Source organism: Sodalis sp. C49, assembly GCF_046352915.1.
In the GTDB taxonomy this organism is placed as follows: Bacteria; Pseudomonadota; Gammaproteobacteria; order Enterobacterales; family Enterobacteriaceae; genus Acerihabitans.
Genome location: NZ_CP163303.1, coordinates 292,873 through 315,528 on the forward strand (window position 1 = coordinate 292,873; position 22,656 = coordinate 315,528).

At 55.3% G+C, this 22,656-nt stretch carries 22 protein-coding genes; 16 read left to right on the plus strand and 6 right to left on the minus strand.

Annotated features, from left to right (window positions below):
* Positions 1-436 precede the first annotated feature (436 nt).
* The 6 genes from ABUK12_RS01230 to mdtH all read left to right on the plus strand — a co-directional run bounded on the left by ABUK12_RS01230 (position 437) and on the right by mdtH (position 5,815).
* The gene (locus ABUK12_RS01230) at positions 437-1,180 is read left to right on the plus strand and encodes a transporter substrate-binding domain-containing protein (protein WP_410014578.1); all 744 of its coding nucleotides are present in this window, start codon (positions 437-439) and stop codon (positions 1,178-1,180) included.
* Between the two features lie 27 nt (positions 1,181-1,207).
* A complete protein-coding gene (locus ABUK12_RS01235; RefSeq protein WP_410016789.1) occupies positions 1,208-1,894 on the plus strand; it encodes an ABC transporter permease in 687 nt (228 codons plus the stop codon).
* On the plus strand, positions 1,891-2,604 hold the full coding sequence (locus ABUK12_RS01240; RefSeq protein WP_410014579.1) for an ABC transporter permease: 714 nt from the start codon (positions 1,891-1,893) through the stop codon (positions 2,602-2,604). The genes ABUK12_RS01235 and ABUK12_RS01240 overlap by 4 nt, the downstream gene beginning before the upstream one ends.
* 28 nt (positions 2,605-2,632) lie before the next feature.
* On the plus strand, positions 2,633-3,400 hold the full coding sequence (locus ABUK12_RS01245; RefSeq protein WP_410014580.1) for an ABC transporter ATP-binding protein: 768 nt from the start codon (positions 2,633-2,635) through the stop codon (positions 3,398-3,400).
* A gap of 84 nt (positions 3,401-3,484) precedes the next feature.
* On the plus strand, positions 3,485-4,525 hold the full coding sequence (gene speB / locus ABUK12_RS01250) for an agmatinase (protein WP_410014581.1): 1,041 nt from the start codon (positions 3,485-3,487) through the stop codon (positions 4,523-4,525).
* Between the two features lie 78 nt (positions 4,526-4,603).
* Positions 4,604-5,815, plus strand: a complete 1,212-nt coding sequence (gene mdtH, locus ABUK12_RS01255; protein ID WP_410014582.1) for a multidrug efflux MFS transporter MdtH — start codon at positions 4,604-4,606, stop codon at positions 5,813-5,815.
* Here the strand turns inward: mdtH and ABUK12_RS01260 are convergent.
* Together ABUK12_RS01260 and ABUK12_RS01265 are read right to left on the minus strand one after the other, a co-directional pair.
* Positions 5,772-6,674 (minus strand): LysR family transcriptional regulator, encoded by a 903-nt coding sequence (locus tag ABUK12_RS01260; RefSeq protein ID WP_410014583.1) that lies wholly within the window; start codon positions 6,672-6,674, stop codon positions 5,772-5,774. The two genes, mdtH and ABUK12_RS01260, sit on opposite strands and share 44 nt — an antisense overlap.
* 11 nt (positions 6,675-6,685) lie before the next feature.
* A complete protein-coding gene (locus ABUK12_RS01265) occupies positions 6,686-7,051 on the minus strand; it encodes a hypothetical protein (RefSeq protein WP_410016790.1) in 366 nt (121 codons plus the stop codon).
* 652 nt (positions 7,052-7,703) lie between these two features.
* On the opposite strand from ABUK12_RS01265, the gene ABUK12_RS01270 reads away from it, so the two are divergent.
* Entirely contained in the window at positions 7,704-8,411 is a 708-nt protein-coding gene (locus tag ABUK12_RS01270; protein WP_410014584.1) for a hypothetical protein, read from the plus strand.
* 537 nt (positions 8,412-8,948) lie between these two features.
* Here the strand turns inward: ABUK12_RS01270 and ABUK12_RS01275 are convergent.
* Positions 8,949-9,614: a helix-turn-helix domain-containing protein gene (locus ABUK12_RS01275; protein ID WP_410014585.1), complete on the minus strand. Its 666-nt coding sequence runs from the start codon at positions 9,612-9,614 to the stop codon at positions 8,949-8,951.
* A 193-nt stretch (positions 9,615-9,807) separates the two neighbouring features.
* Here ABUK12_RS01275 and ABUK12_RS01280 point away from each other — a divergent pair, with 193 nt between their 5' ends.
* The 9 genes from ABUK12_RS01280 to ABUK12_RS01320 all read left to right on the plus strand — a co-directional run bounded on the left by ABUK12_RS01280 (position 9,808) and on the right by ABUK12_RS01320 (position 19,843).
* On the plus strand, positions 9,808-10,716 hold the full coding sequence (locus tag ABUK12_RS01280; RefSeq protein ID WP_410014586.1) for a carbon-nitrogen hydrolase family protein: 909 nt from the start codon (positions 9,808-9,810) through the stop codon (positions 10,714-10,716).
* A 4-nt stretch (positions 10,717-10,720) separates the two neighbouring features.
* The gene (locus ABUK12_RS01285) at positions 10,721-11,500 is read left to right on the plus strand and encodes an ABC transporter ATP-binding protein (protein WP_410014587.1); all 780 of its coding nucleotides are present in this window, start codon (positions 10,721-10,723) and stop codon (positions 11,498-11,500) included.
* A 22-nt stretch (positions 11,501-11,522) separates the two neighbouring features.
* On the plus strand, positions 11,523-12,359 hold the full coding sequence (locus tag ABUK12_RS01290; protein ID WP_410014588.1) for an ABC transporter permease: 837 nt from the start codon (positions 11,523-11,525) through the stop codon (positions 12,357-12,359).
* 3 nt (positions 12,360-12,362) lie between these two features.
* On the plus strand, positions 12,363-13,379 hold the full coding sequence (locus ABUK12_RS01295) for an ABC transporter substrate-binding protein (protein ID WP_410014589.1): 1,017 nt from the start codon (positions 12,363-12,365) through the stop codon (positions 13,377-13,379).
* Between the two features lie 10 nt (positions 13,380-13,389).
* Positions 13,390-13,602 (plus strand): hypothetical protein, encoded by a 213-nt coding sequence (locus ABUK12_RS01300; protein WP_410014590.1) that lies wholly within the window; start codon positions 13,390-13,392, stop codon positions 13,600-13,602.
* The gene (locus ABUK12_RS01305; RefSeq protein ID WP_410014591.1) at positions 13,602-14,969 is read left to right on the plus strand and encodes an amidase; all 1,368 of its coding nucleotides are present in this window, start codon (positions 13,602-13,604) and stop codon (positions 14,967-14,969) included. The genes ABUK12_RS01300 and ABUK12_RS01305 overlap by 1 nt, the downstream gene beginning before the upstream one ends.
* 5 nt (positions 14,970-14,974) lie before the next feature.
* A complete protein-coding gene (locus ABUK12_RS01310) occupies positions 14,975-15,862 on the plus strand; it encodes a DMT family transporter (RefSeq protein ID WP_410016791.1) in 888 nt (295 codons plus the stop codon).
* Between the two features lie 354 nt (positions 15,863-16,216).
* Positions 16,217-17,296, plus strand: coding sequence for a YncE family protein (locus ABUK12_RS01315; protein WP_410014592.1), 1,080 nt, complete (start codon positions 16,217-16,219; stop codon positions 17,294-17,296).
* Positions 17,297-17,659: 363 nt separating this feature from the next.
* Positions 17,660-19,843: a TonB-dependent siderophore receptor gene (locus tag ABUK12_RS01320; protein WP_410014593.1), complete on the plus strand. Its 2,184-nt coding sequence runs from the start codon at positions 17,660-17,662 to the stop codon at positions 19,841-19,843.
* Between the two features lie 66 nt (positions 19,844-19,909).
* Here ABUK12_RS01320 and ABUK12_RS01325 read toward each other — a convergent pair whose 3' ends face one another.
* The 3 genes from ABUK12_RS01325 to ABUK12_RS01335 form a co-directional block, all read right to left on the minus strand.
* Positions 19,910-20,482 carry a YceI family protein gene (locus tag ABUK12_RS01325; RefSeq protein WP_410016792.1) on the minus strand — a complete coding sequence of 191 codons (573 nt, stop codon included), beginning with the start codon at positions 20,480-20,482 and terminating at the stop codon, positions 19,910-19,912.
* Positions 20,469-21,065: a cytochrome b gene (locus ABUK12_RS01330; RefSeq protein WP_410014594.1), complete on the minus strand. Its 597-nt coding sequence runs from the start codon at positions 21,063-21,065 to the stop codon at positions 20,469-20,471. The genes ABUK12_RS01325 and ABUK12_RS01330 overlap by 14 nt, the downstream gene beginning before the upstream one ends.
* Positions 21,066-21,270: 205 nt before the next feature.
* Complete coding sequence (locus ABUK12_RS01335) at positions 21,271-22,614, minus strand: 2-hydroxycarboxylate transporter family protein (protein WP_410014595.1); 1,344 nt, start codon at positions 22,612-22,614, stop codon at positions 21,271-21,273.
* Positions 22,615-22,656 lie beyond the last annotated feature (42 nt).

Consider the following 22,656-nt stretch of genomic DNA (forward strand, 5'->3'; position numbering starts at 1 on the left):
CCCACCGCAACGCTAAGGAAATGGTGTTATTTGAAAAAGTTAAAAATAAAATTAACCAAAAGCGGCGCTATTTAAGTGCAGGTGCGCACATATTAAGTGCAGGCGGTCGTGGAGGTGATTTTTATAATAAAATTCTTTTATAGTAAAAAGAAATCAGTAATAAAAAGATTTTATTCATCGTAACATTGGTTGCATGGAAAATTTAATTTATTAATTTAAATCAATGATAATTCATAGGGTTAAGTAAGCGTTTTTGTTTAATTTTATAAAATAAAAAAACTGGCATAGTGATTGCAATATTTAACCGTGCTCGAAGCGCATGGTAAATTAAATTATATGCTGTTTTTTATTACTCATTAAATATAAAGGTTGAGGCATTATGAATTTTTCGGGTAAGAAACACACAGGCGCTTTACTAGTATTAATGTGTTCGCTGTTGAGCGCCTCTGTCTGGGCGCAAGATAATAATATCCTGAGATTCGGCACGGCATTAGGCTACGCGCCCTTTGAGTATCGCGGCAGCGACGGTCAGATGACCGGTTTCGAAATAGAGCTGGGCAATGCCATCTGCGCCAAATTGCAAAAAAAGTGCCAGTGGGTGGAAACGGAAATATCTACCATGATCCCGGCCTTAAAATCGCGAAAATTTGACGCAATTCTCGCTTCTATCGGCGTTACCGAAGCGCGTAAAAAGCAGCTTTTATTCACCAATAAAGTCCATGTCGGGCATTCGCGTCTTATTGCCAGGGACGATGCCGGATTCAGTTCGGATACCGCGAGTCTGGCCGGTAAAAGCGTCGGTGTCGAGCAGGGCACCAACGTAGAATCTTTTGCTAAAAAAGTGTGGGCGCCGGCGGGAGTAAAAGTGATCTCTTATAGCAATCAGGATCTGGCCTATAGCGACCTTCGTTCCGGCCGGCTGGATGCCGTGCTTACCGGTGAAGTGCAGGGGGAACTGGGCTTCTTGTCCACGGATAAGGGAAAAGGCTATCGCTTTGCCGGCAACGCCATCGAGAATCCGCTGCTGGGCACCGGTGAATCGGCTATCGCCGTCGACAAAAATAACCAACAGCTGGCCGACAATATTAACCAGGCGTTAAAGGAACTGCATGCCGACGGCACCTATCAGAAAATAGCCCGCAAATACTTTCCGCCCAGCATCGATATTTACGGCCAATAACATTACCGGCGAAACGAGGTATTTATGATCCCACAGGGCTATAGCGATATGTTGCTCGCCGGTATCGGCATGACCGTCCGTCTATCCCTGGCTTCACTGGCGGTGGCAATGCTGCTCGGACTGGCGGGCGCGGTAGCCAAGTTATCCGGTAGCCTGGTCTTGCGCGGTATTGCCACTCTCTACACCACGGTCATTCGTAGTATCCCTGATTTGGCCATTATGCTGCTGGTATTTTACAGCCTGCAAATGGGGCTTAATAACGCCACCGACGCCTTAGGCTGGCAACAGATCGATATTAATCCCTTTGGCGCCGGCGTGATTACCCTGGGTTTTATCTATGGCGCCTATTTCACCGAGACCTTTCGCGGTTCCATTATGGCGGTGCCTGCCGGCCAAATGGAGGCGGCCAAGGCATTTGGCATGGGTGGCTGGCAGAGTTTTCGTTTGATTATGTTTCCCCAGATGATGCGTTTTGCCCTGCCCGGGTTAAGCAATAACTGGCTTATTCTGGTCAAGGCCACCGCATTGGTATCGATAATCGGCCTGTCGGATATTACCAAAGCGGCCCAGGAGGTCGGTAAAGGATCCGGGCAACTCTTTTTCTATCTGGTAATTGCCGCGTTGTTCTATTTACTGGTCACCAGCATATCCGGCGTGGTGATTGCGCTCTTGAGTAAACGTTATGAGCTTGGCGTGAGGGAGGCGGGATTATGATTGAAATTCTGCAAACTTATTGGAAAGCCTATATCTGGCATGATGGCTACCAATATTCCGGTTTGGTAATAACCCTCTGGTTATTGGTTGCCTCGCTGCTGATGGGGTTTTCATTTTCGCTACCATTATCTATTATGCGTGCCTCAAAAATAAAATTTTTCTCAGTGCCGGTATGGTGTTTTACCTATGTTTTTCGTGGCACGCCGCTGTATATTCAACTGTTGATTATTTACACCGGCGTCTACAGTTTGCAATGGGTGCACGATCAGCCGCTGTTAAATGGCTTTTTCCGCAATGGTTTTTATTGCGCCATACTGGCGCTGGGCTTAAATACCACGGCATTTACCACAGAAGTATTTGCCGGCGCCATCCGCTCTATCTCCCCAGGTGAGATTGAAGCGGCGCGGGCCTTTGGCATGAGCCGGCATATGCTGTACCGAACCATTATTCTACCCTCCGCGCTGCGGCGCGCTTTACCTTACTACAGTAATGAAGTCATCCTGATGTTACACGCGACGGCCATAGCCTTTACGGCCACGGTGCCTGATGTGCTGAAAGTGGCGGGGGATGTCAATGCTGAGACGTATATGTCCTTTCAGGCTTATGGCATTGCGGCACTGATTTATTTAATGGCTTCATGCGCCCTGATTACATTATTCCGCCTGGGTGAGCGTCGCTGGCTGGCATTTATGCGCCCGATGAATACATAAAACATTTTTATTTTGACAGGACAAGGCATTGGAAAAGCTCTTTGTTGATAATTTTAGTAAAAGTTATGGCGATAATCTGGTATTGCGTGGCGTATCACTGCGCGCCAAGGCCGGTGATGTCGTCAGTCTGATCGGCGCCAGCGGTTCGGGCAAAAGTACGCTACTGCGTTGTATTAATTTTTTAGAGCGGCCGGATGACGGTGCGATATTTTTTGACGGTAAATTGATAAAAACAATTAAAGACCGTCAAGGCCGGATGCAAGTCGCCGACGGCAAAATACTGCAAAAGATCCGTACTCGCCTGAGCATGGTATTCCAGCATTTTAATTTATGGAACCATCTTACCGCGCTGGAAAATATTATGCTCGCCCCCGTCAATGTTCTGGGTATGCAAAAAAAGGATGCCTATGAACGGGCTAAACTTTATCTGGATAAAGTGGGCTTACCGATGCAAATGGCCAACAAATATCCTTCGCATTTATCCGGCGGCCAACAGCAGCGCGTGGCCATTGCCCGGGCGCTGGCCATGGAACCCGACATTATGCTGTTTGACGAGCCAACCTCCGCCCTGGACCCGGAATTGGTGGGTGAGGTGCTCAAGGTCATGCAACTGTTGGCGGAGGAAGGCCGCACCATGATCGTCGTCACCCATGAGATGGGCTTTGCCCGGCATGTCTCAAACCAGGTGTTGTTCCTGCACCAGGGAAAAATTGAAGAGCAGGGACGGCCACAGGAAGTGCTGACCCATCCCCAAAGCGAACGGCTGCAATGTTTTCTCAGCGGTAATTTGAAATAACGCGTCACCCACGGGGCGTGTAAACATCTGTTTGGCGTAGGGCTGGCGACACCCCTGCGTCGGTATATCCCGAAAGAGGCTGTTATGAACCAGGAAAAATTGACACAACTGATCGAAAAATTTGGCAATCATATTGAAGACGGCAAAATTTATAATCCGGATTTCGCCGCCGCGGGAAAAGTGCTGGAGGCCAGTCGCGCTCCCGGCCACAGCCGGTGGCCGCTGGCCGACCCGGCGACCTTCCTCAACCTGGCCTATGACGCAGGCGCTTACCAGCAACAGTTCGCCGGCCTGGATGTCGCTATCATCGGCGTTCCCATGGATCTGGGCGCCGGCGACCGTCCCGGCTGCCGTTTTGGTCCGCAGGCGGTGCGCTCGGTCAGCCGCGTAGGGCCTTACGATCGCATTCTGAATATTGCCCCGGCCGGCGTACTCAAGGTGATGGACGTTGGGGATGTGGCCTTCACCAATCCGCGCAGCCTGGAACAATGTCACCAGGATATTGAAAACTATTATCTGCGCGTGATGGATGCGGGAGTGGTTCCGCTTACCGTCGGCGGCGATCATTCCATTACCTATTCCATTCTGCGTGCGGTAGGTAAAAAGCAGCCGGTAGCCTGTGTGCATTTTGATGCCCACTGCGATACGTCCGGTGCTTACGGCACGAAATACCACCACGGCGGACCGTTCCGCCAGGCGGTGCTGGACGGCGTGCTGGACCCGGAGCGATGCGTGCAAATCGGTATCCGCGGCGGCGGCACCTACCACGGCGAGTTTTCCCTCGAGTCCGGCATGACCGTAATTTATGGTGAAGATATCCTGGAAAAAGGCACCGCCTATGCCATCGAGAAAATCAAAGGAGTGATAGGCGATCGTCCGGTGTATATCTCCTTTGATATTGATTCGGTTGACCCCGGTTACGCCCCGGGCACCGGGACGCCCGAAGTTGGCGGCCTGACGCCGCGCGAGGTACAACAAATCCTGCGTTCGATGGCCGGCATGAATATCGTCGGCGCAGACGTCGTGGAAGTGGCGCCTCAGTACGATGCCACCTCGAACACCGCACAAATCACAGCTCAGGTGCTGTTCACCGAGCTTTGTCTTATCGCGCTGGCCAAACGCTGAGAATAATGAGGCTGGTTCCCGCACGCTAAGGCGCGGTTACCGGCTGTTATAGGGATGATTTTTTCATACGGGCACTTTATGCTTCCAGTTACCGCGCGGGCACGTCGTGCAGGAAAGCGCTTTTTACTCCTTGATAATATGCTGCTGGAACTGGGCTTTTCGGCGGTTTTTCCCCTGTTATCGGTGCATTTTGTCGAACAATTGGGCTGGCCGGCGGTTATAGTCGGGGTGTCGCTGGGTATTTGGCAGTTTATCCAGTCGGGCACCAGTATTCTCGGCGGCGCCATTGCCGACTATTTTGGCGCTAAACCGATGCTGGTGATCGGCATGTTGCTGCGCGCCGCCGGCATGGGCCTGATGGGTTTTGCCGATCGTGGCTGGATTTTGATGATGGCCTGTACGCTTGCGGCCATTGGCGGCATGCTGTTCTCTCCTTGCCGATCGGCGCTGGTGATAAAACTGGTACGCCCCAACGAGCGCGGGCGCTTTTACTCGATCCTGATGGTTGAAGACAGCGCTTTCCGGGTGCTGGGCGCGCTGTTGGGCAGCTGGTTATTAATGGCCTATGACTTCCAAAGCGTTTGTTTCGCGGGTATGGCCATGTTTATCCTGGCTGCCGGCTGGAATGCCTGGAAGCTACCTGATTACAAGCTTTCCAGCGTCCGTGCGCCCATTCTGTCGGGCATGGCGCGGGCATTTAACGACAAGCCGTTTCGCCGTTATGTCATGATCCTGACCGGTTATTACACGCTCAACGTGCAGGTGATGCTGATGTTGCCCATCGCAGTACAGGCGGTGGCCGGTTCGCCGGCGGCGGTGGGCTGGATGTACTCCATTGACGCGGTGATGGCCCTCCTGCTGCTTTATCCATTGGCGCGCTGGAGCGAACGCCGTTTCCGTCTGGAGCAACGGCTGATCTTCGGCCTGGCATTAATGGCCGCCAGCCTGGTATTGGTCGGGTATGTGGACCGGCTTATGGTGTTGTTCAGCCTGGTCATCTTGTTTTATCTTGGCTCGCTTATCGCCGAACCGGCGCGCGAAACGCTGGGCGCGGAGCTGTCTGATTATCGCGCCAGAGGCAGCTACATGGGCTTTAGCCGCATGGGCGCGGCGGTCGGCGGGGCCCTTGGCTATAGCGGCGGCGGCTGGCTGTATGATTTCGGCACGCGTACCGCCACGCCTGCGTTGCCCTGGCTGATACTGGGCGCTATCGGTCTGGTCACTCTGGTTGCGCTTTATATGCAGTTCAGGAACCATCCGACGCAAATTGCCAGGTTGCGCAGCCTGTAGCCGCGGGCGCCGGGGCGGACAGCAGCTGGATAAAGCGCGCCAGGCGCGGCGTGTGCAGGGCATGATGTCGGTACAGCAGCCAGGTGTGATTGGTGATCGGCTTATTATCTTCGTCGAATATGGGGCAGGGGTGCAACGCGGCATCGAAGGGAAGGTAGTTGGATAAAATGGCATAACCCAGTCCGTGTTTGACCATTTCCAGGCAGACTTCCAGTTTGTCCACCGTCATGGCCACCCGCGGCGGGGCAGAGAAACTGGCGTTCCACCAGCGATCGAGCAGGGTACTGATATAGGGACCGTGGCTGATGCGGATCTGCGGCAGATGAGGCAGATCCGCCAGGTCGACCGGGCGATGGTAAACGATAAAAAAATAATTTTCATCCACCATGTGTTTGCCCTCTTTCCAGTTGAGATCGTCTTTAACCAGCGCCAGATGCACGTCATTGCGCTGAAGCTGGTGGAAAATTTCCAGACTCAGGCCGGTGGTGACATTCACCGCCACCTGGGGATGCTGGGCGATGAAGTATTGCAGCAGCTTTGGCAGCCGGTAGGCGGCATAATTGCTGGAAGCGCCAATGCGTATTTCTCCGCGCAGCCGGTCACCGCATTGCTGCAAATTTTCTTTCATATCCCGGTAGTCCTGCAATACCTTAACCGCATAGTGCGCGATTTGTTCTCCTTGCAGAGTAAACGTGAGGCTTTTGTGGCTCATGTCGAAAAGCTGCACATCCAGCTTTTTCTCAATCTGCTTGAGACGGTAACTGAGCGCCGGCTGGGACGTATTAAGTAATTGGGCGGCGCGGGTAACGTTTTTTAATTCATAAACGGTACGAATAATCAGCCAGTCTTTATCATCCATCACGGTACTCCTTAGCCCGGAACGGGTAACCGTTCCGGGCACGTTGCCATTCGGCCCGTTCTCCCGGCGCCTATGCCTGTCAGGCGCCTTATGAGTCTCAACGCAGTGGCCTGGCCAGGCCAATGGCGGACCGCACCGCGCACATCACCAGCCGCAGGCCGATATCCTGGGTTAGCGAAATACCGGCTCCGGCGCACGCGACCACTGTTATAGCCCAGACTGAACAGCCGGGGGTTAAGAATAGCATAAAAATCCAAGGTCTCTTCCCCCTTGCCCAAGGTAGAAGCGCCAACGGTAATCAGAAACATGACGATGGTAATCCGCCACGCCCCGCGCCGATTAAAACGGTGCGCCACCCGGCTGATGCCGGCAGCAATTCACCAAAAGAATGCGGCTTATCAATGTGCTGGCAGGCGCCGGGACCGGGCATTTATTCGCCACTGCGTTTGATGCGGAAAATCATCGCCTGTACCTGGGTAATACGCAGGAAGCTCGGTTAGCCAACAGCTCAGCGTTCTGCGTCGCGGGGATTTTGGGTTGAACCCCGAACCCTGGACATCATTTTCAACAACTTGACGGGTAATCAACAGACGGCGCTGGGCGTACGTATAGGGTCTTCCCCCGTATTGCAAGACGGCAGTCATAATGATAGTGACAGGTTTGCTTTCGTATACCTTTTACTTTTTCTTCTGATTAAAGTTTATCCATCATGGCGGAAATGGATGCTGTCGTGAAGAAGGGGGAAGGCCATCTCATCGCTTACGATGAAAAGTCCTGCTATACCGGAGAACAGATTGCGGTTTCATGACAATTTAATTAATTTTTTATTTTATAAATACTGTTTTAAAAAATAGTAACCCTAGGTTACTATTTAGGATTATTCCAAATGTAGAAATTATTTTTTGCTGTTTTAATGGCTGCCATGGCATAAAGACCTTGCCATGATCGCTAACCATAAATAATAGAAATCCAGTTACGGATTATATTATCGATGGACGTTTCTGAAACGAATAACATAGGAATTACATCATGAATATGAAACATTCTTTTTTGAGTTTTATCCTAGTTACGGGTTGTGTCAGCACCGCAATGGCGCATGATGCCAGCTCGGCCAGAGCCGCTGCGGACTCTGCCCGTAATTCGGCTCGCAGTGCAGCGGACTCCGCCCGCAGCAATGCCGCAGAACGCGCCTCAAAGGCTGAGTCCTCATTCGGCAGTCAGCGTTCGCAGGCCCAGGCCGCAGCGGACTCCGCCCGCAGCAATGCATCAGAGCGCGCCTCAAAGGCTGAGTCCTCATTCGGCAGTCAGCGTTCGCAGGCCCAGGCCGCAGCGGACTCCGCCCGCAGCAATGCATCAGAACGCGCCTCAAAGGCTGAGTCCTCATTCGGCAGTCAGCGTTCGCAGGCCCAGGCCGCAGCGGACTCCGCCCGCAGCAATGCATCAGAGCGCGCCTCAAAGGCTGAGTCCTCATTGAGCAACCAGCGTTCGCAGGTCCAGGCCGCAGCGGACTCCGCCCGCAGCAATGCATCAGAGCGCGCCTTAAAGGCTGAGTCCTCATTGAGCAACCAGCGTTCGCAGGTCCAGGCCGCAGCGGACTCCGCCCGCAGCAATGCATCAGAACGGGCCTCACAGACTGAGTCCTCATTGATCACCCAGCGTTCGCAAGTCCAGGCCGCAGCGGATTCCGCCCGCAACATGGTGGCGCGATCTGAGTTGCAGGACGGGGCAGAAAAGTAGGCGCGGGATAGTGCATTCGCAAACAATCACTGTCAATTGAATGATGATAGTTAAACGCTGAGATAAAATCCTGTTTGAATAAGTTCGGTGGCGTACAGCATAATCGATCTCTCGGTATGTTCAGGGCCTGAGTAAGTATTATTTTTTTAGTATTCACGCCAGTACATATCGGGATTTTTAAAATATCAGACTGCTATATTTTCTTCCTTTATAACATGGTCATTACTGAATAATTTTTTTTGTGACAATATTTGAAATGTTTTTATATTTAATTTTAATCGTTAATTTTTTATTGCACACCAAAATGCCTGCATTCCGATTTATTCAACAGTGTCTCGCTGATAATGACAGGCCCGTGGTACACAGCGACAGAAGCGCTCATTACCGTTGGCCGGGTTGCTAACCGTCCTGGTTGGTGAACTGACGTAAGGTCCGCAATCATGATGGGCTTACCGGCAGGAACCTGTTCTGGCCCGTCGTTGGCCAAACCAATAGGCGCAATGGCTTGCGGGTGCGGAATGGGCTGTTCCGCAATGGCTATAACGGCGCGGCGCTTGCATGTTGCTCAAAGTCCAGTTTATCGGTAAGGCAAATGGACAGAATGGACGCATCTTGTTCTCCCTGCGTCACAAAGGCGTGCGGCATCGAACTATCAATGTAGGCGCTGTCGCCGGGCAATAAGCAAAGCGGGGCATACCAGGCGGTATGCAAAATGGTTGTCCCGCTGATCGCGTAGATAAATTCTTCGCCTTCATGACAGGACCATTGGTCCTGCGGCGGCGCTTCGCGTGCGGTAATCTGCATGACTATTGGGATCATGCCCTTATGGGTCAGTTCCTCGGCGTGCACATTGTAGATGTAATGCGCGTTGGTAAATACCAATCCTTCTCCCGCGCGGGTGACGGTCCGGCGGCCCGCCACCGGCGGACGGGCATTTGCTGCGGACGACGCGTTCTGCCTGAACAAATCGCTGAAGGACAAATCGAAGGCGTTGGCAATTTTGGTGATGGTGTCGAAGGAGGCCGATACCTGGCCATTTTCTATCTTTGACAGCGTCGAGATGGACACTCCGCAGTTTTTCGCCACCTGTTCCAGCGTCCAGCGCCGTTCCACCCGCATGGCCTTAATCCGTTTGCCGAAATCCTGCTCGGTGGTCAACGCGGTCCTTATGCCTGCCGTTTTACTGTAGCTATTATTCTCCATCGCCCGCTCCGGAATACTGAGTACCTACTTAGCGCTGAAGTGTACGTTATTTTCTCATGGATCGCTTATTTTTTACTATAAGAAAAACATTTTGGTGTAAATGAAAAATAGGCGGCATGATGTGAAAACCAGCGCAACCCGCGGGTCCGGGAAAACCGGCGGCGGTTGATTCATTAAGCTACGGGAGAAGGACGTGAGCGAAACCATTATTGCTACCGTTTCCATGCAGGCGTTTTATGACAAGCCGCGTAATGTCGGCAATATCCTCGCGCTACTGGCGCAGGCCGTCGCCGCCGGCGCCAGGCTGGTGGTGTTTCCCGAGCAAATTTTGCAAGGCTACCTGACCGATACCCTGAGTCTGGATTTCGATAACGTGGCCTGGCAATTCGCCAACGCCGAAGTGATCGAAAGCGGGGAGGGCATCGGCCAGATCCGCGAGGCGGTGATCCGGCATCAGGTCTATGCGGTAGTGGGCATGACCGAGCGCCATCCCCGTTACCCGGAAGTCCTGTTCAACACCGTGGTGCTGCTGGGACCGGGCGGGGAGGTGGGCCGCTATCGCAAAGTGCACCAGCCGGGGGACGAGAAGCATGTTTATTATCCCGGCGAGGGTTTCCCGGTATTCGATACGGCGCTCGGCCGCATCGGCATGCTGATTTGTTATGACAAGGTGTTTCCTGAAAGTACCCGCGAACTGGCCCTCAACGGGGCGGATATCATGATCATGCCCACCGCCTGGGGGCTGGCGGGCGACAGCCGGGATCCGGAGCAGGATTCCATGGTCGACAGCTATACCCTGTTCGGCCGGGTGCGCGCGATGGAAAATCAATGCTGGATGGTGGAATCCAATTTGCACGGTCCCCATGGCAACCTGCTGTATCACGGCCACAGCCGCATCATCGATCCGCGTGGCAATATTATTGCCGATACCGGCAATGCGGCGGGCATCGCCCTGGCGAGCGTCAACATCCGGCAGGATATCACCCGCGCGCGCAGCGTAGGGTATATGGGGTACTTTTTCCTCAAGGATTATGTGCCGGTGCGGGCATCCGATCCGCCGTTAACCGTCCGCCATTACCATACCCGACAGGTTGGGGAATAACGTCATGCCGCATACCCTGGAAGCAGTTAATATCTCCAAAAGCTATGTCTCGGCCGCGGGGCCGGTGGCGGTGCTCAATGCCCTGGATTTTCATGCCGATGAAAATGAGTTTATCTCCTTTGTCGGCCCCAGCGGCTGCGGTAAATCCACGCTGTTTAATATTATCACCGGCCTGCTGGCGCCGGACGACGGCCACATCATTATCAAAAACCGCGAGACCACCGGCAGCCCCTCGCCGGATCTGGGCTATGTCCTGCAAAAAGACCTGCTGTTCCCCTGGCGAACCGTGCTGGAGAACATCATCCTGGGCCTGGAGGTGCGGGGAATAAATAAAAAAATCGCCCGTGAACGCGCCGCCGACTTATTGCGTACTTACCACATGGAAGGGTACGAGGATAAATATCCCGCCCAGCTGTCCGGCGGCATGAAACAACGGGTGGCGTTAATGCGCACCATGGTTACCGAGCCCGAAATCATCCTGATGGATGAAGCGTATAAGGCGCTGGATTATCCGCTGAAAGTCTCGCTGGAGTCGGAACTGCTGACGGTGGTGAAACAGCAGAAAAAGACGGTGATATTTATCACCCACGATATCGAGGAGGCGGTCACGCTCTCGGATCGGGTCTATGTCATGAAAGCCAGGCCGGGCGAAATCGTACACGAGATAAGGGTCGATTTGGAAACCGACAGCATGATCATTCCCGAGCGCCGGCTTTCGCCGCGCTTCAATGAGTATTACGAAATGATTTGGCGCAGCATCGGCGCCGCCCCGGTCAATATATGAATGTTTTTCGCGAGGCGCAATCATGAGCAGTATTCCGCAACCTACCCGGGTGAACACGTCCCGCAAGAGCGAACGGCTGGAGTCCTTTTTCCGTACCCCGGCCGTCAGGCGCTATACGTTGCTGCTGTTGCAGATACTGATAGTGGCCGGCCTGCTGGCCGTCTGGGAAATCGGCGTACGCAACGGCAGCATCAGCAAGTTCCTGTTCGCCAGTCCCAGCATGGTGTGGGAGGTGCTGGTGCAGCGCTTCCAGTCCGGCGAACTGCTGGCCGACATTCAAATCACCACCTACGAGACGCTGATAGGCTTTGTCGTCGGCGCGATAGGCGGGTCTATCCTGGGATTGTTGCTGTGGTACTCCAAATTTATTTCCGATCTGGCCGCGCCCTTTATCGCCGCCATCGGCGCCATTCCGGTATTGGCCATCGCGCCCATCACTATCATCTGGTTTGGCACGGAAATGCTGTCCAAAGTGGTTATCGTCGCCTTCTCCTGCGTGGTGGTTTCGCTGACCACCTCCTATAAGGGCGCCCTGCGCACCGACCCCGACCTGATAAACCTGCTGCGGTCCTTCGATGCCTCGCGCACGGTGATTTTCGTCAAGCTGGTAGTGCCGTCCGCCATGCTGTGGGTCGTGTCCGGCCTGCGCCTGAACGTCGGTTTCGCCCTGGTGGGCGCCATCGTCGGGGAATACATCTCCTCCGACGCCGGCGTCGGACATATGATCCTGCTGGGCAGTTCCAATTTCGGTATGAATATCGTCCTGGCGGGTATTGTGCTGGTGATGGTTATGATGCTGATTTTCAACGGGTTAGTTGCTTTACTCGAACGTATGATTCTCTCATGGGAAAGGGCCTGAAAAATGAATACAAGCAAGCGTATACGTAGTTTTACCCTGGCTGCGGTACTGTGCGGCGCGGTGTGGGGGTCGGCGTCGGCGGCGCAAACGCCGGTGCGCATCAACCAGGCTTTTCAATCATTGCTCTACCTGCCGCTGTATGTCGCGCAGGAACAGGGCTTTTTTAAACAGCAGGGCCTTGAGGTCAAGATCAGCACCGGCGGAGGCGGCTCCCAATCCTGGGCGGCGGTGATCGGCGGTTCGGCGGATTTTTCCATCCAGGACCCGGTGTTTGTGCCGAAATCCCATGAAAATGGCGGCGGCGGAGTCGTGGTGGCCGGCGTGCAAAACGCGCCGACGGTGTTTATCTTCGGCAAGGACGCCACGCCGCTGCAAAATAACCTGAGCTTTTTGTCCAATAAGCGGGTGGTGACCAGTCCGCAGCCCGACACCACCTGGGCATTTATGAGCTATCTGATCAAGCAGCAAAAATTAAGCAATGTGAAGCTGGTGCATGTGGCGATAGGCAATGAAATCCCGGCGGTGGTGGCCGATCGTGCCGACTATGCGCTGGCGGTGGAGCCGCAGACCTCGATGGCGGAAAAGCAGAACGGCCTGCATGTGGTGTATTCATTTTCCGCCAACCAGGACTGGTTTCCCTTTGCGTTCTCCAGCCTGACCACGACCCAGGACTACATCGACAAGAACCCCGCGCAGGCGCAGGGCGTGGTGACCGCCTTTGAAATGGCGTCGCGCTTTATTTACAGCAATACCGACCGGGCGGTGGAGATTGCCGCCAAATACTTCCCCAATGTGCCCAAGGATCTGGTGCGCACCGCGGTGCTGCGCGAAATCGACGCCAAGGGCTATCCGGAGAATGTGCTGGTCTCGCAAAAAGCGTGGGACAACAATATGAACATTGCCCTGTATGCCAAAAACATCAAGGCCTATCCCTCGGCCGCCACGTCCTACGACAGCAATGTGAATACCGAACTGGCCGGCAAAGCCAAGCAGGCGGTAGATGCCATGGGTAAACAGTAGGAGCGGGGCCATGAATGATGAAATCGCCGCGCGTTTGGCGCTGATTAACCTTTATACCCCGGCGGATGCCGCGCTATTACTCCCATTGCTTGGCGACTGCGCGCAGCGGGCCGCCGGCGTGGCCGCCTACGGCGCGCGCCATTTCCCGCCGGCCCTGTTGCCGGCCACCGCGTGGGTCTCGCCGCTGCATCCGCCGACGGCGATGGCCGTGGAGGAGGGCTGATGGACGACCTGTTAGCGTTTTCCATGGGCGAAGCCGGACGCCGGGTGCGAGCCCGGCAGTTCAGCTTCCCGGAGCTGCTGGAGGCCTGCCTGGCACGCGAAGCCGCCACCCGCGATCTGAATGCGTTTAACGCGCTTTATCGCGATCAGGCACGCAACGTGGCGCAGGCCAGCCAGACGCTGCTGGAGCAGGGCTACGATCTCGGTCCCCTCCAGGGGATGCCGATCGCCATTAAAGCCAATATCGCCCTGGCGGGGCAGGAGATGCACGCCGGCAGCCGGATACTGGCCGGATCGCTGGCGCAGCGCGATGCCGGGGTCGTGCGGCGGTTAAAACGGGCCGGCGCGATTATCATCGGCAGCACCAATATGCATGAATTCGCCTGGGGCGGCACGACGGATAATCCCCATTACGGCCCCAGCGGCAACGCCTGGGATGGCAACCGCATACCAGCCGGCTCAAGCGGTGGATCGGGCGTGGCGGCGGCGGTGCGCAGCGCGCTGGGCGCGCTGGGCACCGATACCGGCGGGTCCATCCGGCTGCCCGCCGCCATGAATGGCGTTACCGGGTTGCGCCCGGGCGTGGGACGGATCGCCACCGACGGCATTTTCCCGCTGGCCGCCAGTCTCGACACCGTCGGGCCGCTGGCCGGCTATGCCGAAGACTGCGCGCTGATGTTCAGTGCGCTGACCGGCGATACCGTACCCGCCGCCTTACCCGATCTGCACGGCCTGCGCATTGGCCTGCTGGGGGAGTATAGCGAGAAAGTACAGCCGGACGTGGCGCGCGCCTATCATGATTTGACGGACTGGTTCCGCGCCGCCGGGGGCCGCTGCGAAACCCTGTCGTTCAGCGGACTGGAGCAGGCGGTTAATGCCCTGGTGTTAATCAATCTGGCCGAGCCGGCCGCGCTGCATGCACCGTGGCTGGCGGACCGGGCCGGGGAGTACGGGGAAGATGTCCGCCTGCTGTTGCAGGCCGGCCTGGGCATCAGCGCGGTGGAGTATTTGCAGGCGCAGCGCTATCGCACCGCATTACGACAGCAAATGGTGGAAAAATTCAACCAAGTGGACGTGATACTGGCACCCACGCTGCCGTTTACCGCGCCGTTGAAAGGCCAGACGCAGGTACGCATCGGCGATGATGATGAGAGCGTGCTCACCGGCAATATGCGCTTTAACGCGCTTGCCAGCCTGGCCGCGCTGCCCGCCCTGAACCTTCCCGCCGGTTTTGACAGTGCGGGCTTACCCATCGGCATGCAGCTGATTGGCCCGGATGGCGGCGAACAGCGACTGATGGGCATCGCCGCCTGTTTCCAGCGGGAAAGCGACTACCACCGGCGCACGCCGGTTATGGTCAACCGTTGAAAAAACTGCTGTTCCAGGATGTGCTGATTCTGCTGGTGGTAGCATCGGGCTGGGCGTTCAACGTGATCGCCATGAAATTCGGCCTGATGGAACTGCCGCCTCTGCTGATGTTGTTGGTTCGCTTTATGATTGTGGCGGCAGTACTGGTGCCGTTCAATCCAATACGGTGGCAACAGGTCCCGCTACTGTGTTTATTGGCATTTACCTTTGGTTTTGTTCACTTTTCACTGCTGCTGCTCGGTATGCGCTATACCGATGCCGGCAGCGCGGCCGTGCTGGTACAGATGGGGACCCCGATGGCGATGGCGCTGGCGGCGGTATGGCTGAAGGAAAGGCTCACATTGCGGCAGATAATCGGTGTTTGCGGCGCTGTGGCGGGCGTGGTGGTGCTCTCCGGCAGCCCCGCGCTGAATTCATGGCATGGGCCGGCTTTGCTGCTGTTAAGCGCCGGCGGGTGGGCCGTGACCACTATTGTGATTAAGCGATCGCCGCCGATCCCGCCGCTGGCGATGACCGGCTGGCTGTCGCTGTTTGCCATTCCCCTGGTTTCACTTTGTTCCTTCCTAACGGAGCATCACCAATTGACGCTGTTCCTGGCGGCGGGCTGGCGGGGTTGGCTTGGGATAATCTACAGCGCGCTGGGTTCGTCGCTGATATCCTATTCGCTCTGGTACTGGTTATTGAAAAAGTATCCGGTAAACCAAATCCTTCCCTGGTCGCTACTCAGCCCGGCGCTGGCGGTGTTGTTGGGGGCGGCGATACTGGGCGAAAAACTGGATCAGGGCAAGCTGCTGGGCGCCGTACTGGTTGTCGGCAGCATTTTCATCGCGGTGATGAATCCGGGACGATACGGCCGAGGAATCCCCATATCCGCGGAACGTCGCCGGCGTTAAAAAAAGTCTCCGGCTGAATACCGCCGAACCGCGCGGCTTCCACCGCCGTACAGGGCCGCCCGACGGTGAAATGAAGCCGGCCGCTAAAGCAGACGGTAGCGATAAAAGGGGTGCGGCCACGGCCCGGTTTAGCGTCGGGTGACATTCATTTGCGGTGTCAGAATGCGTTACGAAACACCTGATTGGGTTGGTAAAATCATTGTGCTTTTCAAAAAATAATGATTATTATTCTCATATAAAGATCGGGACGCCATGACGTTCCGGCTCTTGCTGCTTCTTGATGCAATGTGAAACCCCTTTTAGCTGCCTGGCGCTGGCCCGGCGGCAACCTCAATTCATTGAAATGGAGATAGTATGGACGTGATAACGACCACCGGCGGACGGCCGGGGCCACGCGCGGCGTATGCGCTGCTGCTGGCTGGCGCGCTGTTGTTTACCCTGGCCCAGGAGGCCTGGGCGGCACAGGAGCCGCTGCGCAAACCCGTCGGCAAAGGCGCTTACGAGATGGCGTACAGCACGCAAGGCGACGCGCTTTACCTGGCCACCTCGCAAAGCCGCAAGCTGGACAAAGGCGGGGTGGTATATCGCCTCGACCCCGCCACGCTTGATATCACCCAGATTATCCACAACGATATCAAACCCTTCGGCGCCGCCATCAATACCAAGACCGATACCCTATACTTCGGCAACACCGTCGACGGCGCGGTCACCGCCATCGACGCCAAAACCGGCGCGGTAACAGGCCGGCTGGTGCTGGATGGGCGCCAGCGTTCTGACACCGTCAAACCGCTGGCGCCGCGTGAGCTGGTGGTGGACCAGGAGACCAATACCCTTTATATCGCCGGACTGGGTGAGTCCAGCGTGATATGGGTGGTGGACGGCGCTACCCTGACCCTGCGCGCCACCCTGGACGATATCGGCAAAATGGGCACCGGGCTGGCGCTGGACGCGGCGGCAAAACGCCTGTACGTGACCAATGCCGACAACGAACTGCTGTCCATCGACACCGTCACCAACAACGTGGTGCTGCGCAAAAAGCTCGATGAAACCGCGACGGAACACTTTTTCCTCAACCTCAGCCTGGACCCGGCGACGCACCGCGCGTTTATCACCGATTCCAAACAGCCGCAGGTGCTGGTGGCGGATACCCGCAACGGTAATATCCTGGCGAAAATCGGCGTGCCGGCATCGCTGGCGGTGCTGTTTAACCCGGCGCGCAACGAAGTCTATGTAACCCACCGCCAGGCGGGGCAGGTGAGCGTGATCGACGCCAAGACCTATAACGTGCTGCGCACCATCGCTACCCCGGTGCATCCGAATAGCCTGGCTCTGTCGCCCGACGGCCAAACGCTGTATGTCAGCGTAAAGCAGGCTTCCAGCCGCCAGCAGGAAGCCACCAGCCCGGATGACGTGATGCGTATCGCGCTGCAGTAATATCCGGCAGGGCGCGACGGCGTCCTGCCTGACCCTTTCCGATATGCCGCCCGCCCCGGAACTGGACGTGCCGGAGGCACGGCGCAAGCGGGGCATTTCCGCTGCGGGTTGCCCAACGGCGGTGGCAGGCTCTGGGCGCTTACCCGATTACTGCTGATATTCTCCAACAACCGGCTTTGCATTCCCCATTCAAGACGTCGCAGAAAGCGCGCCTGGCTCACGCACTGGTATGCTCAGAAAACCACCGTTCTTCACATTAAGGAGAAAATGTGAAGAATTCCCGCATTCATATACAATGATAACGATTCTTATTACTATTCGTATTCTCTTGGGAAAATATAAATTGCAATAGGATCATAATAAATGTGTGTAACTAAAAATTTCACTATGGGACCGCTCGCCATTTTATTCACCGCCATTTTCAGCAGCGGCGCCGGCGCCGAAACGACGGGGGAAACCGACAGCGAGGACGTGATGGTCGTCAAGGCCACGGCCGAAGAGGAGCTGAAACAGCAGCCCGGCGTATCCATTATTACCGCGGACGACATTAAAAAAGAACCGCCGGTAAATGACCTGTCGGATATCATCCGCAAAATGCCCGGCGTCAACTTGACCGGCAACAGCGCCTCGGGCAGCCGCGGCAACAACCGCCAAATCGATATCCGCGGCATGGGGCCGGAAAATACGCTGATCCTGATAGACGGCAAACCGGTCACGTCGCGTAATGCGGTGCGCTACAGCTGGCGCGGGGAGCGCGATACCCGCGGCGATACCAACTGGGTGCCGGTGGAGATGGTCGAGCGGATCGAAGTGTTGAGAGGGCCTGCGGCCGCGCGCTACGGTTCCGGCGCTGCGGGCGGCGTGGTGAATATTATCACCAAGCGGCCGACCAACGATTGGCACGGGTCGTTATCCCTGTATACCAACCAGCCGGAGGATGATAAGGAAGGCGCCACCAAACGGGCCAATTTCAGCCTGAGCGGTCCGCTGATCGACGATGTGCTGACCATGCGATTGTACGGCAATATCAATAAAACCGACGCCGACAGCCCCGATATCAATACCCAGCAAAATGGCTCCTATGCCGCCGGCCGCGAAGGGGTGCGCAACAAGGACATCAACACGCTGCTATCATGGAAAATCGATCCCCGGCAAAGCATGGACTTCGAATACGGCTACAGCCGCCAGGGCAATATCTACACCGGCGATACCCAGTACAGCAATGGTAACGTCAGCAGCCTGGTGCCGACGCTGTATGGCGAGGAAACCAACCGCATGTACCGCCAGAATTATGGCGTGACCCATAACGGCGTCTGGGACTGGGGCCAGTCCCGCACCGGCTTCTATTATGAAAAAACCAATAATACGCGCCTGATGGAGGGGTCGACGGGACGCGTAGAAGGCATGATCAATAGCGACACCTTCTCCACCAGCCGGCTGGAGAACTACAAAGCCAATACGGAGCTGAATATCCCGCTGAAGTTATTGGTGGATCAAACCGCTACCCTTGGCGCCGAATGGAACCGCGAAGAGCTGAACGACCCGGCATCGATGCATGCCACCAGCCAGACCAATGCGAACATCGGCGGTGTATCGGGTAATCCCGCGCTGCGCAGCAGTAAAAATAGCGCGGAATTAAGCGCGCTCTATTTTGAAGATAATATCGAAGCCCTGCCAGGCACCGACCTTATCCCCGGACTGCGTTTCGATTATCACAGCAAGTTCGGCGCCAATTGGAGCCCCAGCCTGAATATGTCCCAGGAGCTCGGCGATTTTTTCAAGCTCAAGGCGGGCATCGCCCGGGTGTTTAAGGCGCCTAATCTGTATCAATCAAGCGAAGGGTATTTATTGCGCACCAATGGCAACGGCTGCCCGGCGGGGGTCGCCACCGGCGCCTGCTACCTGCTCGGCAACGATGACTTAAACCCGGAAATCAGTATCAACAAAGAGATCGGCCTGGAATTTACTGCCAACGGCTATGACGCCGGCATCACTTATTTCCGTAACGATTACCGTAATAAAATCGTGGCCGGCACCGATGTTATCGGCACCGCGTCGGACGGCGGCAATATCCTGCGCTGGGAAAATGGCGGCAAGGCGCTGGTGGAAGGGCTGGAGGCTAATCTGGCGATACCGGTGCTGCCCGATACGCTGAACTGGCGTACCAATGCCACTTATATGATCACCTCCGAGAATAAGGAAACCGGCAATCCGCTATCGGTGATTCCCAAATACACCATCAATACCCTGCTGGACTGGCAGGTTAACGATAAATTGTCCGCCAATGCGGCCTGGACCATGTACGGCCGGCAGAAACCGCGTGAATACGCGGACATACGCAACGAAGTCGGCTCGCTGTCCAGCAAAGAACTGGGTGCTTATTCCGTGCTGGGCGTCGGCCTGAATTACGATGTGACAAAAAATGTCCGGGTCAATGTCGGTATCAGCAATCTGCTGGATAAACGCATTTATCGTGAAAACGAAGGCGCATTAACATATAACGAACCAGGACGAGCCTATTATGCCGGCTTAACCACGTCGTTCTGACGGATATTGCGCCGCCGGAAAGCAGAGAACCCTGGCGGCGGTGAAAAAACGGGGATGGCCGGCAGGTCACTGCCTGATCCCTTCGACTGAAATAAGCACGTCCACCTGCTGCGAGGCCGGACCCAGATCCGTGGTGATATTAAAATCTTTTAGCGCCAGGGTTCCTTCAGCTTCGAAACCCGCGCGATAGCCGCCCCAGGGATCGTTGCCCTGGCCGACCAATTTGGCTTCCAGGGTAATGGGTTTGGTCACGCCGTTTAACGTCAGGTTGCCGGTGATATCCCATTCATCGCCGTCTTTTTTCACCTGCGTGGAGGCGAAGGTGGCCTGGGGATGTTGTGCTACGTTGAGGAACTCCGCGCTCCTGAGATGTTTATCGCGTTCCGCATGATTGGTATCGACGCTTGCGGTGTTAATCACCACGTTCACCTTGCTGGCGGCGGGATTATCAGCGTCGAATGTGAAGCCGCCGTCAAAATCCCTAAAACCGCCGTAGAGCCAGCTGTAGCCAAGATGTTTGATCTTGAATTGAATAAAAGCATGCTGGCCCTGTTTATCAATTTTATACTCCGCCGCAACGGCTATGCCCGAGGCGAAAAATAACGCGACCGTCGCCAGGCCCAGGCTAGTCTTTTTCAGCATGGTGTTTTTCCTTATATTGCGCAGTTTGATGAAGGTGATACCCAAGCATCCGCTTAAGCGTGATGTCGCCATCGATAAAATGATGTTTTAACGCGGCCAGGCCGTGCAATACCGACAGGATCACCACGCACCACGCCAGGTACAAATGGATGTCGCCCGCTAAATCGGCTTGCCCCGCCAGGCCGCTCAGGGTGGCCGGAACGGAAAACCAGCCGAATACATTTATCGGCTGCCCGTCCGCGGTGGAAATCAAATACCCGCTGGTAAGCAGGGCGAAGAGCAGGATATATAAAGTCCAATGCGCCAGCACCGCGCCGGCGCGGGTCAGCGGCGAGTAATGGCTGAGGGGTTTGGGCGGCGGGGAAATAAAACGCCAGATCAGGCGTAAGATCATCATGGCGAACAGGAGACAGCCGATGCTTTTGTGCAGTTCGGGCGCGCGATGATACCAGGTCGCATAATAGCCAAGCGTCACCATCCACAGGCCTAGCGCAAACATACCGTAAACGGCCAACGCCACCAGCCAGTGGATAGCAATGCTGATATGGCCGAAACTGTCGGCTGAGTTGCGCCAGCGCATAAGGCATCGTCCTCGTGGGTTGCGTTACCATTGGTCAACAAATAAAACAGATTGAAATAAAAAAGCAATTTAAGTCGTGTCAAATACGTTAAAGTTTTGTAAATAGAAACAACGAGTCCTGCCTTGGAAATGTTGGCATCAGACGTGGGCAAGGTTATTTTTAAGCCCGCGGAGAACGGCGTTGGCATAGGCCCGGTAGCGGATGCTAGATCAGCCATCCAAGGAGTAATGTGGCGCCGATGACCGTCGATGCTCCGCCGATCCGGGTGGATATCTGGGCGAACGGCATCAATGACATGCGGTTTGACGCTGATAGAATGGCAACGTCGCCGGTCCCGCCCAGTCCGCTGTGGCAGCATGTGACGATGGCGGCCTCGATCGGGTACATATTGAGATAAGGCGCAATCAGAAAACTCACGACGCCCATGGAAATGACCACCGAGGCACAGACGATCACATAGCCGAGGGAGAACACCGCGACGACGCTTTCCAGCGGGACATACAGCATGCCCAGTCCAATCATAAGCGGCCATACCAGTGTGGTGGATACAAATTTATAAAAACTATGGGCTCCTTCCTCCATCTTTGCCGGGATCACCCGCGCGTATTTACACAGTACGGCAATCAGAATCATCAATACCGGTCCGGGAATATGAACCCATTTTTCGACTAAACCCCCAACGATGAAAAAGGTGCAAATCATCAATAAACCGCCGCCCATCAGCGCGAAATCCACCGGACGTTCTTCTTCTTTTCGGGCAAACAAGGCATTTTCCGCCGCCGACCTGATTAATGTGCCATCGCCACTCCAGTGAGTGCGGCGGGTGCCCAAACGGGCCAGCACGCCGGCGCAGACGATAGCGAAAATATTGCCCACGACGGCGGCGGGAGCCAACTGCGCCACGTAAACATCCGGCGAGGCGCCCAGGATGGCGGAATAAGCCAGGGAAAGGGGTAAAATACCTTCGCCGATCCCGCCGCCCAGGATGGGGACGATAATAAAGAAAAAAGTATGGTAAACGCTATACCCGAATAATTTACCCACCACCAATCCGCTTATCGCCGCCGTTGCGGTTCCCGCCAGCAAGGGTATAAACATACGGATCATGCCTTGCACCAGGACAATACGGTTCATGCCGAGGATACTGCCGACCACCAGGCTGGCGATAACAAAATACAGCAGGTTGGCCTCCTTCATTAACAGGTGTACCGTCTCCAGGGTATTGATTTTAAAAACGCCAAAAAAAACCATTACCGACGGTACCATTAGACAAAGAATGGCTGGGCCGCCAATATCGCGCAGCACGGGAATCCGTCGGCCAATATGCGACAGCAAAAATCCCAGGGTCATAATGACGGCCAAACCACCAATCATATTTTTAGGCAGGTAGCTGGAATAGGCGGAAATAAACACGATGCTGGCGATGGTAATGAAAAGAATCAACGGCACCGAACTGATATCAGCGCCGTTGCATTGCCTGAAGAATGTCGATGAGGGCGACGTTGCTGTTTTTTCATAATTCTCAATTGGTTTGTCGATTTTTTCCATTATAATCACCTTGCTGTTTTGGCGGTGCGCTGATAAGAGGTT

What these genes read in the sequence shown, in the direction of transcription:
- ABUK12_RS01240 (WP_410014579.1), top strand. Translation starts at nt 1,891, where the DNA reads ATGATTGAAATTCTGCAAACTTATTGGAAAGCCTATATCTGGCATGAT.
- speB (WP_410014581.1), top strand. Translation starts at nt 3,485, where the DNA reads ATGAACCAGGAAAAATTGACACAACTGATCGAAAAATTTGGCAATCAT.
- mdtH (WP_410014582.1), top strand. Translation starts at nt 4,604, where the DNA reads ATGCTTCCAGTTACCGCGCGGGCACGTCGTGCAGGAAAGCGCTTTTTA.
- ABUK12_RS01260 (WP_410014583.1), bottom strand. Translation starts at nt 6,674, where the DNA reads ATGGATGATAAAGACTGGCTGATTATTCGTACCGTTTATGAATTAAAA.
- ABUK12_RS01270 (WP_410014584.1), top strand. Translation starts at nt 7,704, where the DNA reads ATGAATATGAAACATTCTTTTTTGAGTTTTATCCTAGTTACGGGTTGT.
- ABUK12_RS01275 (WP_410014585.1), bottom strand. Translation starts at nt 9,614, where the DNA reads ATGGAGAATAATAGCTACAGTAAAACGGCAGGCATAAGGACCGCGTTG.
- ABUK12_RS01285 (WP_410014587.1), top strand. Translation starts at nt 10,721, where the DNA reads ATGCCGCATACCCTGGAAGCAGTTAATATCTCCAAAAGCTATGTCTCG.
- ABUK12_RS01290 (WP_410014588.1), top strand. Translation starts at nt 11,523, where the DNA reads ATGAGCAGTATTCCGCAACCTACCCGGGTGAACACGTCCCGCAAGAGC.
- ABUK12_RS01295 (WP_410014589.1), top strand. Translation starts at nt 12,363, where the DNA reads ATGAATACAAGCAAGCGTATACGTAGTTTTACCCTGGCTGCGGTACTG.
- ABUK12_RS01300 (WP_410014590.1), top strand. Translation starts at nt 13,390, where the DNA reads ATGAATGATGAAATCGCCGCGCGTTTGGCGCTGATTAACCTTTATACC.
- ABUK12_RS01305 (WP_410014591.1), top strand. Translation starts at nt 13,602, where the DNA reads ATGGACGACCTGTTAGCGTTTTCCATGGGCGAAGCCGGACGCCGGGTG.
- ABUK12_RS01315 (WP_410014592.1), top strand. Translation starts at nt 16,217, where the DNA reads ATGGACGTGATAACGACCACCGGCGGACGGCCGGGGCCACGCGCGGCG.
- ABUK12_RS01320 (WP_410014593.1), top strand. Translation starts at nt 17,660, where the DNA reads ATGTGTGTAACTAAAAATTTCACTATGGGACCGCTCGCCATTTTATTC.
- ABUK12_RS01330 (WP_410014594.1), bottom strand. Translation starts at nt 21,065, where the DNA reads ATGCGCTGGCGCAACTCAGCCGACAGTTTCGGCCATATCAGCATTGCT.
- ABUK12_RS01335 (WP_410014595.1), bottom strand. Translation starts at nt 22,614, where the DNA reads ATGGAAAAAATCGACAAACCAATTGAGAATTATGAAAAAACAGCAACG.